The 16,844-nt window shown below is 57.4% G+C and carries 14 protein-coding genes; 5 read left to right on the plus strand and 9 right to left on the minus strand.

Features of this window, described 5'->3' with window-relative positions; genetic code table 11:
• Positions 1 to 886, plus strand: an 886-nt coding sequence (gene fbp / locus ACI2JR_RS14180; protein ID WP_462478812.1) for a class 1 fructose-bisphosphatase, incomplete at its 5' end; no start/stop codon positions are given.
• 44 nt (positions 887 to 930) lie between these two features.
• On the opposite strand, the gene yjfF is transcribed toward fbp, so the two are convergent.
• The 4 genes from yjfF to ytfQ form a co-directional block, all read right to left on the minus strand.
• A complete protein-coding gene (gene yjfF / locus ACI2JR_RS14185; RefSeq protein ID WP_462478813.1) occupies positions 931 to 1,929 on the minus strand; it encodes a galactofuranose ABC transporter, permease protein YjfF in 999 nt (332 codons plus the stop codon).
• A complete protein-coding gene (gene ytfT, locus ACI2JR_RS14190) occupies positions 1,916 to 2,941 on the minus strand; it encodes a galactofuranose ABC transporter, ATP-binding protein YtfT (protein ID WP_462478814.1) in 1,026 nt (341 codons plus the stop codon). Before ytfT ends, yjfF begins: the two co-directional genes overlap by 14 nt.
• Positions 2,942 to 2,952: 11 nt before the next feature.
• On the minus strand, positions 2,953 to 4,455 hold the full coding sequence (gene ytfR / locus ACI2JR_RS14195; RefSeq protein WP_462478815.1) for a galactofuranose ABC transporter, ATP-binding protein YtfR: 1,503 nt from the start codon (positions 4,453 to 4,455) through the stop codon (positions 2,953 to 2,955).
• Positions 4,456 to 4,534: 79 nt separating this feature from the next.
• Positions 4,535 to 5,491, minus strand: coding sequence for a galactofuranose ABC transporter, galactofuranose-binding protein YtfQ (ytfQ, locus tag ACI2JR_RS14200; RefSeq protein ID WP_462478816.1), 957 nt, complete (start codon positions 5,489 to 5,491; stop codon positions 4,535 to 4,537).
• 403 nt (positions 5,492 to 5,894) lie between these two features.
• Here ytfQ and ppa point away from each other — a divergent pair, with 403 nt between their 5' ends.
• Positions 5,895 to 6,425: an inorganic diphosphatase gene (ppa, locus tag ACI2JR_RS14205; protein WP_008460444.1), complete on the plus strand. Its 531-nt coding sequence runs from the start codon at positions 5,895 to 5,897 to the stop codon at positions 6,423 to 6,425.
• A gap of 137 nt (positions 6,426 to 6,562) precedes the next feature.
• On the opposite strand, the gene ACI2JR_RS14210 is transcribed toward ppa, so the two are convergent.
• The 3 genes from ACI2JR_RS14210 to tamA are packed head-to-tail and all read right to left on the minus strand — an operon-like array spanning position 6,563 to position 12,416.
• Positions 6,563 to 6,907, minus strand: coding sequence for a gamma-glutamylcyclotransferase family protein (locus tag ACI2JR_RS14210; RefSeq protein ID WP_004857174.1), 345 nt, complete (start codon positions 6,905 to 6,907; stop codon positions 6,563 to 6,565).
• A 2-nt stretch (positions 6,908 to 6,909) separates the two neighbouring features.
• The gene (gene tamB, locus ACI2JR_RS14215) at positions 6,910 to 10,686 is read right to left on the minus strand and encodes an autotransporter assembly complex protein TamB (RefSeq protein WP_462478817.1); all 3,777 of its coding nucleotides are present in this window, start codon (positions 10,684 to 10,686) and stop codon (positions 6,910 to 6,912) included.
• The gene (gene tamA, locus ACI2JR_RS14220; protein ID WP_132730170.1) at positions 10,683 to 12,416 is read right to left on the minus strand and encodes an autotransporter assembly complex protein TamA; all 1,734 of its coding nucleotides are present in this window, start codon (positions 12,414 to 12,416) and stop codon (positions 10,683 to 10,685) included. The genes tamB and tamA overlap by 4 nt, the downstream gene beginning before the upstream one ends.
• Before the next feature lie 210 nt (positions 12,417 to 12,626).
• Between tamA and msrA the strand changes: the two genes are divergently transcribed.
• Positions 12,627 to 13,265 (plus strand): peptide-methionine (S)-S-oxide reductase MsrA, encoded by a 639-nt coding sequence (msrA, locus tag ACI2JR_RS14225; RefSeq protein WP_132730171.1) that lies wholly within the window; start codon positions 12,627 to 12,629, stop codon positions 13,263 to 13,265.
• A 171-nt stretch (positions 13,266 to 13,436) separates the two neighbouring features.
• Positions 13,437 to 14,780: a polyamine export protein PaeA gene (locus ACI2JR_RS14230; protein WP_132730172.1), complete on the plus strand. Its 1,344-nt coding sequence runs from the start codon at positions 13,437 to 13,439 to the stop codon at positions 14,778 to 14,780.
• A 73-nt stretch (positions 14,781 to 14,853) separates the two neighbouring features.
• Here ACI2JR_RS14230 and ACI2JR_RS14235 read toward each other — a convergent pair whose 3' ends face one another.
• Entirely contained in the window at positions 14,854 to 15,060 is a 207-nt protein-coding gene (locus tag ACI2JR_RS14235; RefSeq protein ID WP_004857160.1) for a DUF1107 domain-containing protein, read from the minus strand.
• Between the two features lie 318 nt (positions 15,061 to 15,378).
• On the opposite strand from ACI2JR_RS14235, the gene ACI2JR_RS14240 reads away from it, so the two are divergent.
• Positions 15,379 to 15,936, plus strand: coding sequence for a YtfJ family protein (locus tag ACI2JR_RS14240; RefSeq protein WP_132730173.1), 558 nt, complete (start codon positions 15,379 to 15,381; stop codon positions 15,934 to 15,936).
• Here the strand turns inward: ACI2JR_RS14240 and cysQ are convergent.
• Positions 15,926 to 16,669, minus strand: a complete 744-nt coding sequence (cysQ, locus tag ACI2JR_RS14245; RefSeq protein WP_132730174.1) for a 3'(2'),5'-bisphosphate nucleotidase CysQ — start codon at positions 16,667 to 16,669, stop codon at positions 15,926 to 15,928. The genes ACI2JR_RS14240 and cysQ overlap by 11 nt on opposite strands.
• Positions 16,670 to 16,844 lie beyond the last annotated feature (175 nt).

Genomic DNA, 16,844 nt, shown 5'->3' on the forward strand with positions numbered 1-16,844 from the left:
CGATATCAACAAGGCCGGTCTGGTCGATATCCTGGGTGCCAGCGGTGCTGAGAACGTTCAGGGTGAGGTACAGCAAAAACTCGACCTGTTCGCCAATGAAAAATTGAAAGCTGCACTGCGAGCGCGCGATATCGTCGCCGGGATCGCCTCTGAAGAAGAAGATGAGATCGTCGTCTTTGAAGGCTGTGAACACGCGAAATACGTGGTGCTCATGGACCCTCTGGATGGTTCCTCTAACATCGACGTTAACGTCTCCGTGGGGACGATCTTCTCCATCTACCGTCGCATAACTCCGGTTGGCACACCGGTCACCGTTGAAGATTTCCTGCAACCGGGCAGTCAGCAGGTCGCCGCAGGCTACGTGGTTTACGGCTCCTCCACCATGCTGGTCTACACCACCGGCTGCGGGGTACACGCCTTTACCTACGATCCTTCACTCGGCGTGTTCTGCCTGTCCCAGGAGCGCATGCGCTTCCCGGAAAAGGGCAACACCTACTCGATCAACGAAGGCAACTACATCAAGTTCCCGCTGGGCGTGAAGAAGTACATCAAATTCTGTCAGGAAGAGGATACCGGAACCCAGCGCCCGTACACCTCGCGCTATATCGGCTCGCTGGTGGCGGATTTCCACCGCAACCTGCTGAAAGGCGGGATCTATCTGTATCCAAGCACCGCCAGCCACCCGGACGGTAAGCTGCGTCTGCTGTACGAATGCAACCCGATGGCGTTCCTTGCCGAACAGGCGGGCGGTAAAGCCAGCGACGGTAAAGAGCGTATTCTGGACATTATCCCGACCAGCCTGCACCAGCGCCGTTCTTTCTTCGTCGGCAACAACCACATGGTTGAAGACGTCGAAAACTTTATTAAAGAGTTCCCGGACGCGTAAGGCATCCCTGTTCCCCTCTCGCCTGGCGGGAGGGGTCTCTGCCGCTAACGGTGCGCCGTGTCGCTCACCCGCGTGACCGGCGAGTTCTGCCGATTCTCCCACAGCACCGTCAATCCGCGCTGCAGCGCGATAAAGATAAACAGCAGGATGCCGATGGCGATTTTCGTCCACCACGAACTGAGGGTCCCGTCGAAGTTGATGTAGGTCTGAATCAGCCCCTGAATCGCCACCCCGAACAGCGTTCCCAGCACCGTACCGACGCCGCCGCTCAGCAGCGTGCCGCCAATCACCACCGACGCAATCGCGTCCAGCTCGACGCCGACGCCGGCGAGGGCATAGCCGGCCTGGGTGTAAATCGAAAACACGATCCCCGCCAGCGTCGCCAGCCCGGTGGACAGCATATAGATCCGAATCGTGGTGCCGCGGGTCGAAATCCCCATCAGGTTAGCCGAAATCGCGCTGCCGCCGAGGGCATACACCTGGTTGCCGAAGCGGGTACGGTGGGCCATAAAAATGCCCGCCACCACCACCAGCAGCATCAGCAGCCCCATCGCGCTCAGGCGACCGCCGCCGGGAATCGTCCACGCCAGCCCGGACAGAGTGTCATACAGCGGGTGATCGATAGGAATCGACTCTTCGGACACCAGATAGCTGACGCCGCGCAGAAAAAACATGCCGGCGAGGGTAATGATGAAAGCCGGGATCTTCAGGGTATCGATGAGCCAGCCCATCAGCGCGCCGAAGACGCAGCCCATCGCCAGCACCAGCGGGAACGCCAGCAGCGGGTCGATCCCCCAGGTACCAATAGCTTTCGCCAGGAACACGCCGGTGAAGGCGATCACCGACCCCACCGACAGATCGATCCCGCCGGAGAGGATCACGAAGGTCATCCCCACCGCAATGATGCCGAGAAAGGCGTTATCGGTGAGAATATTGCAGATGACCCGCGTCGAAGCAAAGCCGGGAAACTGGGTTAAGCAGTAGAGATAGCCCAGCGCGAAGACGGCGAGGGTGATCATCAACGGTAAATTACGTTTTATCATGGCCGCGCACTCCTTTCAGTAAGCCGATAAAGCGCGGCGACTGGACGATCAACACGCACAGTACCACCACCGCCTTGACGACCTGGTTCAGCTCCGGCGGGAACCCCGACAGCAGGATCCCGGTATTCATCCCCTGGATGATCAGGGCCCCAACCACCGACAGCAGCAGGTTAAAGCGACCGCCCATCAGCGACCCGCCGCCGATCACCACCGCCAGGATGGCGTCGAGCTCCAGCCACAGACCGGCGTTGTTGGCATCGGCGCCGCGGATATCCGCCGTGACGATAACCCCGGCAATGGCTGCGCAAATCCCACTCAGCACATAGGCCAGCATCACCACAATCCGGGTATTAACCCCGGCGTTTTTCGCCGCCCGAATGTTGATCCCCACCGCTTCGATAAACATCCCGAGCGCCGTTTTACGGGTAAACAGCCAGAACAGCAGCAGCGTCATGGCGGCGATCAGCACCGGCATCGGCAGCAGCAGCAGCGAGCCGCTGCCGAGCCATGCCAGATGCGGCGAGTCAAAGGTGACAATTTGCCCGGAGGTGATCAGCTGGGCGACGCCGCGTCCGGCCACCATCAGGATCAGCGTGGCCACGAACGGCTGGATCTTCAGCACCGCCACCAGTACACCGTTCCATAGGCCGGCCAACGCTCCGGCCGCCAGCGCCGACAGCAGCACCACCGGCAGGCTGTGACTGGAGACGGTCATCGAGGCTGCGGTGGCGCCGGCAATCGCCATCACCGCGCCGACCGACAGGTCAATCCCGCCGGTGGCAATCACCAGCGTCATCCCCATCGCCAGCAGCGCTACCGGCGCGGCGCGATTGAGAATATCCACGGGGCTGCCGAACAGACGGCCATCCTGCAGCACAATCTGGAAGAAGTGCGGCGACACCAGGCTATCCACCACCAGCACCAGGATCAGGGCGATAAGTTGCGGCATGCCCTTCGGCCAGGTGAAGCGCCGTTTGGGCTGGCCGGTTTGCGGAAGAGATCGAGGCATCATGGTTTACTCCTTTATGCCGCAATAGCGTTCATGATCGCCGGCACGGAGAGCTCGGCGAGGGGGATCTCCGCCACCTGTTGGCGATCGCGCATGATAATCACCCGATCGGCATAGCCCACCAGCTCCTCCAGCTCCGAGGAGATCACCAGCAGCGCCAGGCCGTCGGCGCACAGGGTTTCAATCAGCCGGATGATCTCCGCATGCGCGCCGACGTCGATACCGCGCGTCGGCTCATCAAGGATCAGAAATTGCGGCCTGGTCAGCAGCCAGCGGGAGAGCAACACCTTCTGCTGGTTGCCGCCGGAGAGAAATTCAATCGGTTGTTCGCGGCTGGGGGTACGAATACCCAGCTGGCGGATAAAGCGATCGGCAATGTCATTTTGCTCGCGCCGGGGGATGGGGCGCAGCCAGCCGCGCTGGGCCTGCAGCGCCAGCACGATATTTTCCCGCACCGAGGCCGCGGCGATAATGCCGTCGGTCTTGCGATCCTCAGGGCAGAAACCGATTCCCAGGCTGGAGGCCTGATGTGGCGAGCGCAACGCCTGCTGTTTCCCTTTGATCCACGCTTTGCCGCTGTCGGCCGGTTTAATCCCGAAAATGACCTCCGCCGTTTCGGTACGCCCGGAGCCCAGCAGCCCCGCCAGGCCGACAATCTCGCCGGGGCGAACCTGCAGATCAAACGGGGCGATGGTGCCTTTCTTACCAAAACCGGCGAACGCCGCCACCGGTTTGTCGCTGAGCAAGGTACGGCCCGCACGATGCAGGGCATCATGCTCCAGCTCGCGGCCAAGCATCATTTTCACCAGCTCGATCTGCGGCAGCTCGGCGGTTTCCCGGCAGCCGACAAAACCGCCGTTGCGTAAAACGGTAATCCGGTCGCTGACGGCATACACCTGGTCAAGGAAATGGGTGACGAAAATCAGGCTGACGCCGTCATCGCGCAGCTGGCGCATCAGGGTGAAGAGCATCTCCACCTCCTGGGTATCCAGACTGGCGGTCGGCTCGTCGAGGATCAGCACTCTGGCCGAGAGGTCAATAGCCCGGCAGATGGCGACAATCTGCTGCATCGCCACCGAAAAGCGGTTAAGCGGTTCGCGGACGTCGAGGGAAAAACCGTAGGAGGCCATCAGCGCCGTCGCGCGCTTTTCCATCTCTTTGCGCCGCAGCAGGCCAAAGCGACGGGGTTCACGACCGATAAACAGATTGTCCGCCACCGACATGTTGGGCAGCAGATTCACCTCCTGATACACCGTGCCGATGCCCAGCTGCTGGGCATGAGCGGTATTTTTCGGCGATATTTGCTCTCCTTCCAGCCATATCGCCCCACGATCGGCATGATAGACGCCGGTGAGCGCTTTGATCAGCGTCGACTTGCCCGCCCCGTTTTCGCCCAGCAGGGCCATGATTTCGCCGCGCCGCAGGCTGAAATTGACGTTATCCAGCGCTTTAACGCCGGGGAAGAATTTGCTAAGTCCTTCCGTGCGAAGGATTTCCTGGCGTGCCTCGGCGTTCATATTCGCTCTCACCCTCCCAGTATTTCAGGCTAGCCCGGGCGGCGCAGCGCCCCGCCCGGCTATCGGTTTCGCACACCACTCAGTAGCCCATATTTTTCTTCTTCTCGAGCTCTTCTTGCGCCGTATCCGGCAGGTAGAGCATCGATTTGGTTAGGGTCAGCTTCTCAGGCACGGTGCCGCCTTTCTTATATTTCTCCAGCGCATCAAACGCCGGGCCGGCCATGTTCGGCGTCAGTTCGACGTTAGCGTTCGCCTCGCCCGCGATCATCGCTTTATAAATATCCGGTACGCCGTCAATCGAGCCGGTGAGGATATCTTTGCCCGGTTTCAGCCCCGCTTCTTTAATCGCCTGGATAGCGCCGATCGCCATGTCATCGTTATGGGCGTAAACCATGCAAATGTTCTTGCCGTTGTTTTCGGCTTTGATAAAGCTCTCCATCACCTCTTTCCCTTTGCTGCGGGTAAAGTCGCCGGACTGAGAGCGAATAATTTTGATGTTGGAGGCTTTGGCAATCGCGTCGGCAAAGCCTTTCTTACGGTCAATCGCCACGCTCGCCCCGACGGTCCCCTGCAGTTCCACCACGTTGCACGGCTTACCGGCGACGGTTTTCACCAGCCAGTCGCCAATCAGCTGGCCTTCCAGCACGTTGTTGGCGGTCACGGTGGTCATGTAGAGATCTTTGTCTTTCACCTCAATCGAGCGGTCGAGCAGGAACACCGGAATTTTGGCCTCTTTGGCCTCTTTCAGCACCGGCTCCCAGCCGGTGGCCACCACCGGAGCGATAAAGATGGCGTCGACGCCCTGAGCAATAAAGGAGCGGACGGCCTTAATCTGGTTTTCCTGTTTTTGCTGACCGTCGGCAATCTTCAGGGTGATACCGCGTTTAGCGGCCTCCTCCTTCGCGACGTTGGTTTCGGCCGCACGCCAGCCGGATTCAGATCCGACCTGCGAAAATCCTACGGTCAGAGGGGCAGCCATTGCCATAGACGACATAGCTGCGGAAACTGCTGTGACAAGAAGTAAGCGCTTCCACATAAAATGATCCTCGTCGGGTTGCTGTAAGTTAAATCGTCATCTGCGGACAAACTATAGACAACCCGTGATGTAACTGAATGCGTTACATCACACTTCGAAAAAGTAAATCAAATGTTAAGTTCCGCGATTTACTGTCGCTGAGAGCGGATAAGGCTTCGCGGCTCTCGCTGCCAATATCGTGTCAGTCAAAATTTTTCACCGGTTGTGATAGCAAACAGATGCAGTGTAAGCGATTACATTATTTTATTCAGGATGCGGCTATGTTTATGGATTTTCAGGTTGTTTTGCGCTGAAAAATTCAGACTTCTTCCCGGCGCCCGGAAGAAAAAGAAGCGAAGACATTCGATGTGAGTTGGCTATAATACCGGGCACTTGTTTGCCATACATTTTAAAGGAAACAGACATGAGCTTACTCAACGTACCTGCGGGTAAAGATCTGCCGGAAGATATCTACGTCGTGATCGAGATCCCGGCTAACGCGGACCCAATCAAATACGAAGTCGACAAAGAGAGCGGTGCACTGTTCGTCGATCGCTTCATGTCCACTGCGATGTTCTATCCGTGCAACTACGGCTATATCAACCACACCCTGTCTCTGGACGGCGACCCGGTTGACGTGCTGGTCCCGACGCCGTATCCGCTGGAGCCAGGTTCAGTGATCCGCTGCCGTCCGGTTGGCGTTCTGAAAATGACCGATGAGTCGGGTGAAGATGCGAAGCTGGTTGCGGTACCGCACACCAAGCTGAGCAAAGAGTACGATCACATCAAAGATGTGAACGACCTGCCGGAACTGCTGAAAGCTCAGATCACTCACTTCTTCGAGCACTACAAAGATCTGGAAAAAGGCAAGTGGGTGAAAGTTGACGGTTGGGACAATGCTGAAGCGGCGAAAGCTGAAATCATTGCTTCCTTCGAGCGCGCTGCGAAGAAATAAGTTCGCTTCTGCGTCACAACCCTGAACGCCGGTCTCCCGGTCAGTAGGGGTTTTTTTATGCCTGCGATTTACCTGCGCCGCGCCAATCCGCGATAGCCGCAAAAAAACAACGCCACCCGAGGGTGGCGTTGCCGTGGTTAATACTGGTCTCTGTCTAACCAGTTGCCGTTCTCTATCAGCGTGAAGCCCTCAACGGGGCGTTGATAGACATACATCCATGCGCTGCCATAAGGCGTCTGGATCAGGTGACGTGCGTATTCACCGCCTTTAGTGCGCAGGGCGTCCAGTTCGGCCAGCGTCGATGCGTCAATACGATACACTTCACCATGTACTGTGCCCTCACCCGGCACCGCGCCTGGATAGTGGCCCAGGCTGTACAGCTGATAATCGTTGACACTATGATCGCCCAGCCACTGAGCGTTAGTCATCCAGTGGCTGTTGCCTTGTTTGCGTCGTAAACTGCCGTAAACAAATATTCGCATTGCTAAAACTCAAACTGATAGAGCAAATCGAGAGCCTGGTCTACGCCAGACACCGCTTCCATATATAGCTTAGGCATCAGGCGATAGCGTAATGTCAGCGTCGCCAGGGAATCAAAGATACCGACCCCATATTTTACCTGCAGACCTGGCAGTACATAGCCGCTGACTACCACCTGGGAGGAGTCGCCTACTCCCTGGGTATCCAACGCCAAATTGCTTACGCCAAACGTCTCGCCGATTTTACCCACAACCTGACCACTTTGTGCAACCCCCATCCCAATAAGCATTGATGTCATTGCGGCACTATCGCTCTGTCCGCTGCTTAAACCCTGGCCACGCAGCAGGTAAGAAAGCGCTTCCTGTTGCGACATCGCCGGGTCGGAGAAGATTTCCGCCTTCGGCTGATCGGCAGACCCGGTCACCCGTACGCCGGCAATCACATCGTCCTCCGTCGAATCCGGGTTACGAATCGCTTCGATATTCAGCAATGGCTGATCCGGCGGGCCGGAGAACAGCAGCTCCCCTTTCCGTACGATCAGGTCCTGACCGTAAGCGTGGAAGCGGCCGTCCGGGATATTAATCTGCCCGTTCAGCCCCAGGCCCTGTTTATCCTGGGCGACCTTCAGATCGCCGGTCAGCCGCGCCTTCAGGCCAAAGGCGTCAAGACGGACGTTATTGCCGACGTGGATCGTCAGATTACTGTTAATCGGAATACCGGCGCTCTGCTTCTCGATCGGCTGCAGATTTTTATCCAGCATCACCTCATCTGAAGAGACCCCGACGGCGCTCTCCGGCACATCGTTAACGACAATACGCGCCCACGGTACATCCACGCTGCCATCGAGGCTGAACAGGCTCGGGGTGGCGGTAAAGACCACGTCCGGCGACACGTCCAGACGCACCATCGGCGGCACGGTAATCCGGACCCGATTGCCTTTGGCCGCCACCTGCGCGCGCCAGTTGTCGATCTGGGTCCAGTCGGCGTTGCCGCTCAGGCTAATTTGCCCCTGTCTGGTATTCACGGTGCCCTGGAGCGTCGAACGGGTGCCGGTGAAATTCATCGCCAGCTGGCTCGGCTGCATATCGAACGGCATAAAGTTACCGTCGATCTCCACGCCGTTGAGCTGCATCTGGCCATACAGCTGCGGGCTTTGCAGGTTGCCGCCGAGGCGCAGACGAGCGTTGAGCATCCCCGCCGCTTTTTCTCCCCGGGAGAAGATCGGGTTAATCATGGCCAGCGAGAAGTTACTGATGTTCACATTGCCGCCGAGGTTACGTCGGCCCTGCGGGTCGCTGATCTGCACCTGCCCATCCAGCTGTCCGTTGTTGGTCAGGCGGATCAGCCAGCCGAGCTGGGCGCGGTTGTTATGCAGATCGGCGGTGAGGTTCAGAGTATCAAAGGCCACCGGCAGCGGCGCATCGTTGACCGTCTGGGTCACTTTCACATTCCGCCCGCTCAGCGTCACCTTGCCCTGCGGCAGCCCCTCTTTGGTGGTGTCCCAGCTGACATCGGCATTACCGCTGAACACGCCGCTGGCCTGGGTCTCCTGCGGCATAAACGGCTTCAGCATCGCCAGATCAAAGCGGTTGAGATTGACGACCGCCCGCCCGGAGGCGCCGGCATCGATGGTTTGCGGCACGCACAGCTCGGCATTCGGGTTGCTCCAGCAATGCGGCCCGATACTGATTTTTTGCTCGCGGTTACGATAATCCAGCGCGATATTGCGCGTCAGGGAAAGCGGACCGACCGGCGTCTGGAAACGGGTGTTGCTCAGCGTCCCCTTCCAGCGCTCTTCTTTACGATCGAAGCTCCCCGCCAGCGACAGCTGCCCGGAGACCGGATCGCCCTGTACCTTCAGCTGCAGGTCGTGCTGTTTTTCGTTGCCTTTGGCGTTCAGCTGCACCAGGCTGATGTTCACGCCCGGCTGGCTGATACGATCGACGCGCACGTCGAGGTTGCCGCCAATCTGGTCGCTGGACTTCACGTCCCCTTTGACGTTGACCTGGGCGATGGTCAGCTCCTGCCAGCGCAGCGCTCGCGCGGTAATATCCGCCAGCAGCTGCGGCGCCTCGACGGTACCGCGAACTTTCAGCAGCCCCTTCGCCGTTCCGCCGAGACCCGGCAGCGCATTGTCCAGATTCGGCGCATCGATGGTGGCATCCAGATTCAGATCTTTAACCCCCAGCTCGCCCTTCACTTCGGCGCTGTTCTTACCGAGCGCCAGATGCAGCCCGGGGATTTTCCACTGCATGTAGCTGTTACCCTGCAGCGAACCGCTGACGTCGACCTTATTCTGTTTCACGTTACCGGCGATCTTCAGTTCCGGCACCGACATCTGCCAGCTCCCGCCGTACAGGCTGCCCTGCGTTTTAATCAACCCGTTCAGTTTCGACGGCCAGTCCGGTACCTCTTTCGCCGTATTGATGCCGTCGAGGGTCAGCTCGCCGCGCCAGCTAATCGCCTGCTGCCAGTCCAGCAGCGCCTTCAGCTCGGTTTTCCCTTCCAGCGCGGCGATAGTCAGCTTATCAAGATTGATCTGCTGTTCATTGCCCTTCGCATTAAGGGTAATTTTGGCCGGCGGCAGCGACTGCCCTTTTACCGCGGTGCTGAAGGCCATGGTGTAGTCGGTCATCTTGCCGCTAAATGTCAGATGCAAATCGTCGGCCTGGAACTGCTTTTCTCCGCTAAACGGCCAGTACAGCTGTTTGCTCTTCAGCGTCATATTCAGCGGCAGGCCGGCTTCCGCCAGCTGCGCTTCGGCACGCAATGTCATCGCCACGGAGCCGGCTAAATCAACGCCGACCTCCAGCTTTTTGCGCACCTCGCCGGCCACTTTCACCGTCACCTTCTCCCCCTTCAGCGGATCGATGTTCAGCGTGCTGTTGAGGGTGATATCGACCGGCCAGTTGTCCTGCAGCTGGGCGGTTCCCGAGGCGGTTACTTTACCCTGGTCAGAATCGATATCCAGCGTATCCAGCTTCATCTGTCCGTCGATGCTGCTGACTTTCAGCAGCATGTTATAGACGGTCATATCGGTGTCGCCGGTGACCCACAGCTGCTCGCCACGGAACTCCTGAATATTGAGGTTCAGCGGCAGGTGGACGTCGGCCATTTCCGGCAGTAACGGCTGCGAGAACAGCGCTTTCATCGTCTCGCCGAGCGGTTTTTCCTCCGGCTGCGGATTCTCGATCTTCGGCTCAACCACCTGCTCCTGCGCCACTTTCGCCACCTTCGGCAGGGCGATCAGCAGCCCCTGCAGCGACGTTGGCGTCAGAGTCAGGTTTTTTTCCTGCCACTGAAGGCCGGTGGCGAAGTCGCGGACCGAAACGGCGGTGTCATCGATTTTAACGTTCACGTTGTGCAGCGCGACGCGGCTCAGGGTGATGGGATACGGAGTTGCAAGGTTCAGCGGCTCCGCATCCTTCTCTTCCACCGGCGCCGCAGGCGGCATTTTGCTGGTATCGATCGCCACGTAGATATCGCGCAGCGAAATGTCGTTGACGCACAGGCTGCTGTCCCACAGGCACTGTACTTTGACCGCCAGATGGAACTGCCCGGCGGTGACCGCCACGCCAGGCTGAGCAAAACGCACGTTCTGTAGCGTCAGGTCACGCCAGCCGCCGGTTACCTTGCCAATTTCCAGACCGGGAACCCAGCGATCCGCCGCCTTCAGCACCAGATGCAGGCCGCTGGTGGTTCCGACCAGCAACGCCACCGTCCCCAGCAGCAGGACTAAAAAGACCAGTACCCCGAGGCTTATTTTCTTCCATAAACTCATAATTCAGGCCCCAGACCGATGTAAAACTGTAAACCGTGCTCTTCTTTGTCGCCGATCGGTGCGGCGATATCCAGCTTGATAGGCCCCACCGGCGACTGCCAGCGAACGCCGACGCCGGTGCCGGTTTTAAAATCGCTTTTGCGGATATCGCTGACCGCTTCGCCGCCGTCGATAAACACCGCGCCCCACCATTTCCCGCTGACGTTGTACTGATACTCCAGCGAGCCGGTTGCCAGCTTCGAGGCGCCAAGCAGCTTGCCATCGTCATCTTTTGGCGAGATGGATTTGTATTTATAGCCGCGAATACTGCGGTCCCCCCCGGCGAAGAAACGCAGGTCCGGCGGCACTTTGTTGAAGTCATCGGCCTCAATCCAGCCGAGGTTGCCGCGCACGACAAAGCGGTGGCGGTCGTAGAGGGTACGGATCCACACATCCTGCGCCTGGGCGACGACGAAGTTAATATCCGACCCCCACAGGGTGTTGGAATAGTCCACCGAGTAGCGCTGGGAGTCGCCCCAGGTCGGCATCAGGCCGCCCCGCGAGCGGGTGCGGTTCACCGAGACCCCGGGATAGATAAGCATGGTGGTGTTGGTGACGTTCGCCTGGGTAAAGTGGTCAAGGCTCCAGCGCAGGTTGATGGCGCGCTGCCAGCCGCTGGAGAGCTCCCAGTAACGCGAGACCGCCAGCGTCGAGGAGTCGGCTTTAGTATCGTTGAGATCCGTACGCTTAAAGCCGCCCTGCATCAGGTAATACTGTTCCAACGGGTTCTTCAGCAGCGGGACTTTATAGCTAAAATCGAGCTGTTGTTCGGGCGCGGAAAGGCTCAGGCTGGAAGTTAAGCTGTGGCCATAGGAGTTGATCCACGGTTTTTTCCACGTCGCTTTGACCCGCGGCCCGACGTCGGTCGAATAGCCGACCCCGGTTTCCACGGTGTTTTCTTTCCGCGGCGACACCACGCCATGCAGCGGCAACACCTTGGTTTGACGCGCTTGCGCAAACTCCGGCGCCACCACCACCGAACTGAACCAGCCGGTGGCCGACAGGCGGCGGTTCAGCTCCGCCAGATCCTCAGAGGTGTAGTAATCCCCCTGCTTAAAGGGCACCAGATTTTGCAGATACTCTTCGCGGATCTGCGAGCCGCTGAAGGAGACGGGGCCAAAGCGGTAGCGTTCGCCGCTGTTGTAATCGATATCCCAGAAGGCCTGATGGCGATCGAGAGAGACGCCGAGCTGGCTTTTATTGAATTCGCTGTCAAAATAGCCTTTGCGCAATGCGACGCGGGTAAGCGAACCCTTGAAGCCGTCATAATCGGCGTGATTCAGCACGGTGCCGATAGCCGGACGTTTTTTTAACAAATCCAGATAGTCGCGATCTGTACGCGCCCCGCCGCGCAGAATGACCTCCGTGCCGCCAATACGCACCGGTTCGCCGGGCGTGACTTTGGCAATCAGCACCTGACGGCCTTTTGCCGGTGGCGGACGTAAGTCGAAATCGATCGTCGGTTCGTAGTACCCCAGGGCTTTCAACCCTTCGCGGATGGCATCATCAACGCGCGCGCGAAAGCGTCGATCCGGCGTGACTTCATCGCTCTGGATCGTGGATAGCTGAGCCCGGACGTTTTTTTCCAGCTCCCCGGATAACCCCTCAACCTGCAAACGCACGCTCGCGGCGCTAGCGACCCCGCTGACCAGCAAAAGGCTGGTGACACATAACTGGCGGATTTGTAGCACGTTTTCTCCTGAATATCCTTGTTTCCCCCCGCAGGAAACGAAAGCGCCGTTCCACGGCTTAACAAAACCCCAACAACTTAGGGTTGAAAAAGTGACGCTAACCCAAATAATTCTTATGTTTAAATCTAGACGTATCGCGCGTGTTTATTGTGTTAAAAGACACGCTTCGTTACAACCTTAACCACGACTTATGTTTTTGAGAGGCCAACCGTGAGTCTATTTGATAAAACGCATCTTGTCGCCCAGGCCGATGCGCTGCCAGGACGCAACACTCCCATGCCGGTGGCAACACTCCACGCTGTCAATGGCCACTCCATGACCAACGTTCCGGCCGGGATGGAAGTTGCGCTGTTCGCCATGGGCTGCTTCTGGGGAGTCGAGCGCCTGTTCTGGCAGCTGCCCGGCGTTTACAGTACCGCCGCAGGCTATACCGGGGGCTACACGCCGAACCCGACCTACCGTGAGGTCTGTTCCGGCGAAACCGGGCATGCCGAAGCCGTACGCGTCGTGTACGATCCGCAGGTCATCAGCTACGATCAGCTGCTGCAGGTATTCTGGGAAAATCACGACCCGGCCCAGGGGATGCAGCAGGGCAATGACCATGGCACCCAGTACCGCTCTGCCATCTATCCGCTGACCCCGGAGCAGGACGAAGCGGCGAAGGCCAGCCTGGCGCGTTTCCAGGCGGCGATGCGCGATGCCAACGACCAGCGCGCGATCACCACCGAAATCGCCACCGCCAAGCCGTTCTACTATGCCGAAGATGACCATCAGCAGTACCTGCACAAAAACCCGTACGGCTACTGCGGTATCGGAGGGATTGGCGTCTGCCTGCCCCCACAGCCATAACAGGGATTATCGTCAGGTGAGTCATTAACGCTCTGGCGGCTTTACAGTCGCTTACGCTATACTACCCTGTGTTATAGCCGGTCCAGTGCCTTCGGACCGGTTTTTTATGTGTTCCACATGAGAGTTATCAACTTCCCTTCCGAGGATCTGGCCTCAACGGCTGGATAAACTATGTTAAATAGTATTTTAGTCATTCTTTGTCTGATTGCCGTCAGTGCGTTTTTTTCGATATCGGAGATCTCACTGGCAGCCTCACGTAAGATCAAACTCAAACTGCTGGCTGATGATGGCAACGTGAACGCTCAACGCGTTCTCAAAATGCAGGAAAACCCGGGCACTTTCTTTACCGTCGTGCAGATCGGCCTCAACGCCGTGGCAATTCTCGGTGGTATCGTCGGTGACGCGGCCTTCTCGCCGGCTTTCCACAGTCTGCTGAGCCAGTACATGTCTGCCGAGCTTTCAGAGCAATTGAGCTTTATCATCTCCTTTACCCTGGTCACCAGCCTGTTCATTCTGTTTGCTGACCTGACTCCGAAACGCATCGGTATGATTGCGCCAGAAGCGGTGGCTTTGCGTATCATCAACCCGATGCGCTTCTGCCTGCTGATCTTCCGCCCGCTGGTGTGGCTGTTCAACGGCATGGCGAACAACATCTTCCGCCTGTTCAAAATACCGATGGTGCGTAAGGACGATATCACTTCCGATGATATTTACGCCGTAGTGGAAGCCGGTGCGCTGGCCGGGGTGCTACGTAAGCAGGAGCATGAGCTGATCGAGAACGTTTTCGAGCTGGAGTCACGTACCGTTCCGTCCTCCATGACCTCACGCGAAAATATTATCTGGTTCGATCTGCACGAAGATGAGCAAAGCCTGAAGAACAAGGTAGCGGAGCACCCGCACTCCAAATTCCTGGTCTGTAACGAAGATATCGACCATATCATCGGCTATGTGGACTCTAAAGATCTGCTCAATCGCGTGCTGGCGAATCAAAGCCTGGTGCTGACCGGCGGCGTACAGATTCGCAATACGCTGATTGTTCCCGATACCCTGACGCTATCAGAAGCGCTGGAGAGCTTTAAAACCGCCGGTGAAGACTTCGCGGTGATCATGAACGAATATGCGCTGGTGGTGGGGATTATCACCCTTAACGACGTCATGACGACCCTGATGGGCGATCTGGTCGGCCAGGGGCTGGAAGAGCAGATCGTCGCGCGTGATGAAAACTCGTGGCTGATTGACGGCGGTACGCCGATTGACGACGTCATGCGCGTGCTGGATATCGACGAATTCCCGCAGTCCGGCAACTACGAGACCATCGGCGGTTTTATGATGTTTATGCTGCGTAAGATCCCGAAACGCACCGATGCGGTGAAATTCTCGGGCTACAAGTTCGAGGTGGTGGATATCGATAACTACCGTATCGACCAGCTGCTGGTGACGCGCATCGATAACAAACCAACGGTGCTGGTACCGAAGCAGCCGGGTGCCGCGGAAGATGAGCAAGGCGTGGCATAACGCTCAACGCTAAAAACACTAACGGCTCCCATCAGGAGCCGTTTTTTTACCGCATAGCTATATCACTTTCAGGTTAAGCCATCTCCGTTTGCAGACGCAAAACCTGACGATTGACTTCAGACATCACAGACAAATGCTGCTTGTCTTTGACCTTCGGGATAAGGATTTTGCCCTTATCAAACTCAAAAGCGCCAACGTCCTTGATATATAACCGTCCACGGAACAGGATCTTCACGTACTTCGCTACTTGTAGCGGATTGTAGCGTTGGAAAATTTTCATTGTTGTCTCCTGCCAGGGTTACGCTCTTGTGGTACCACATCCGGACCACGATTCGGGAGCGCAAATTTTAATGCCCTGAAACTATAGTCCAGAACTTCTGTAATACCCAGCATGCATAAGTTTATTTACCTTTTGATGACAATAATTAAGAACTTTCTTTTCAAACATACGTAGAAGCTAGTATAAGTCGCCGATTTCCTTCGATTATGTGCGTTAACACGCAAACTGGCACCCTGATTGCGTGTAATGCCGGTAAATCGCATTTATGCTTAAGCAAGACCAAGTGGTCGGATCACCTGCATAAAATAAGGACCCATCATGACCCTACGTAACCTACTGGCGGCTTCATGTCTGCTGTTGCCGCTGATGGCCTCAGCGCATAATTTTGTCGACGGCCAGCGCGTCGCGCCGGTTGGCATTGCCGACCGGGGAGAATTAATTCTGGATAATGATAAGTTTAGCTATAAAAACTGGAATAGCTCACAGCTGGCGGGAAAAGTACGCGTCGTGCAGCACATCGCCGGACGCACCTCGGCCAAAGAGAAAAACGCCACCCTGATAGAGGCGATCAAAGCCGCGAAATTACCGCACGATCGCTATCAGACCACCACCATCGTCAATACCGATGATGCCATCCCGGGTTCCGGGGTATTTGTGCGCAGCAGCATTGAAAACAACAAGCAGCTCTACCCGTGGTCGCAGTTTATTGTCGACAGCAACGGTGTGGCCCGCAAAGCCTGGGATCTGCAGGAAGAGAGCTCAGCCATTGTGGTACTGGATAAGGATGGACGCGTCCAGTGGGCGAAAGACGGGGCGCTCACCCAAGGGGAAGTGCAGCAGGTCGTCGCGCTGCTGCACAAGCTGCTTAGTAAATAGAGACCCGGAAGCCGGGGTTAAGGAACGATTCACGCGGCGTATAGTCCAGACTCCGCCCCTGCCAGTCATGAACGTGCGCCCCGGCGGCGACCGCAACGGCGTGGCCGGCGGCGGTATCCCAGGTACTGGTCGGCCCGAAGCGCGGGTAGAGCTGGGCCTGGCCTTCCGCCACCAGGCAGAATTTCAGCGACGAACCGATCGACGTCGTCTGGTGCTCGCCGATCTGTTGCAGATACTCCTCCAGCTCCGGATCGTTGCCGTGAGAGCGGCTGATCACCACCAGCGGCGGCCGGGCATCACGCACCTGAATCTGCTTACGCACCCCGCATTCGTCCTTCCACGCCTTGCCGCCTTCCGCGCTGTACAGCACCTTTAACACCGGCGCGTACACCACGCCCAGAACGGGTTTCCCTTGTTCAATCAACGCAATATTGACGGTAAATTCACCGTTACGTTTAATAAATTCTTTGGTGCCGTCCAGCGGGTCCACCAGCCAGTAGCGCTGCCAGTGCTGACGGACTTCCCATTCGGGAGGATCTTCTTCAGACAGCACCGGGATGTCGGGCGTCAGCGCCTGCAGGCCGCTCATAATCACTTTGTGTGCGGCGATATCCGCCGCGGTCACCGGAGAATCATCCTTCTTACTGGCCACCTCCAGCGGTTGCTTACCATCATAGACGTCCATGATGGCATCCCCTGCGGCTCGTGCCAGCTGACATACTTGTTCTAACATTCTCCACCTCGTCTGGTTACAGTGGCGTTAACTCGTTGTTTTAGTTATATCGCATCGCTGCGAGTTCCGCTATCTGTGATAGCGATGGCGGTTTCATAACTCATTTTTCTGGCATGATTCACACTTCTGTAAGCAACAGAATGTACATACATTTCCTTCTGTGCCATTGCTCATA

This window comes from Klebsiella sp. NPDC088457, from assembly GCF_044900465.1.
GTDB lineage: Bacteria > Pseudomonadota > Gammaproteobacteria > Enterobacterales > Enterobacteriaceae > Klebsiella.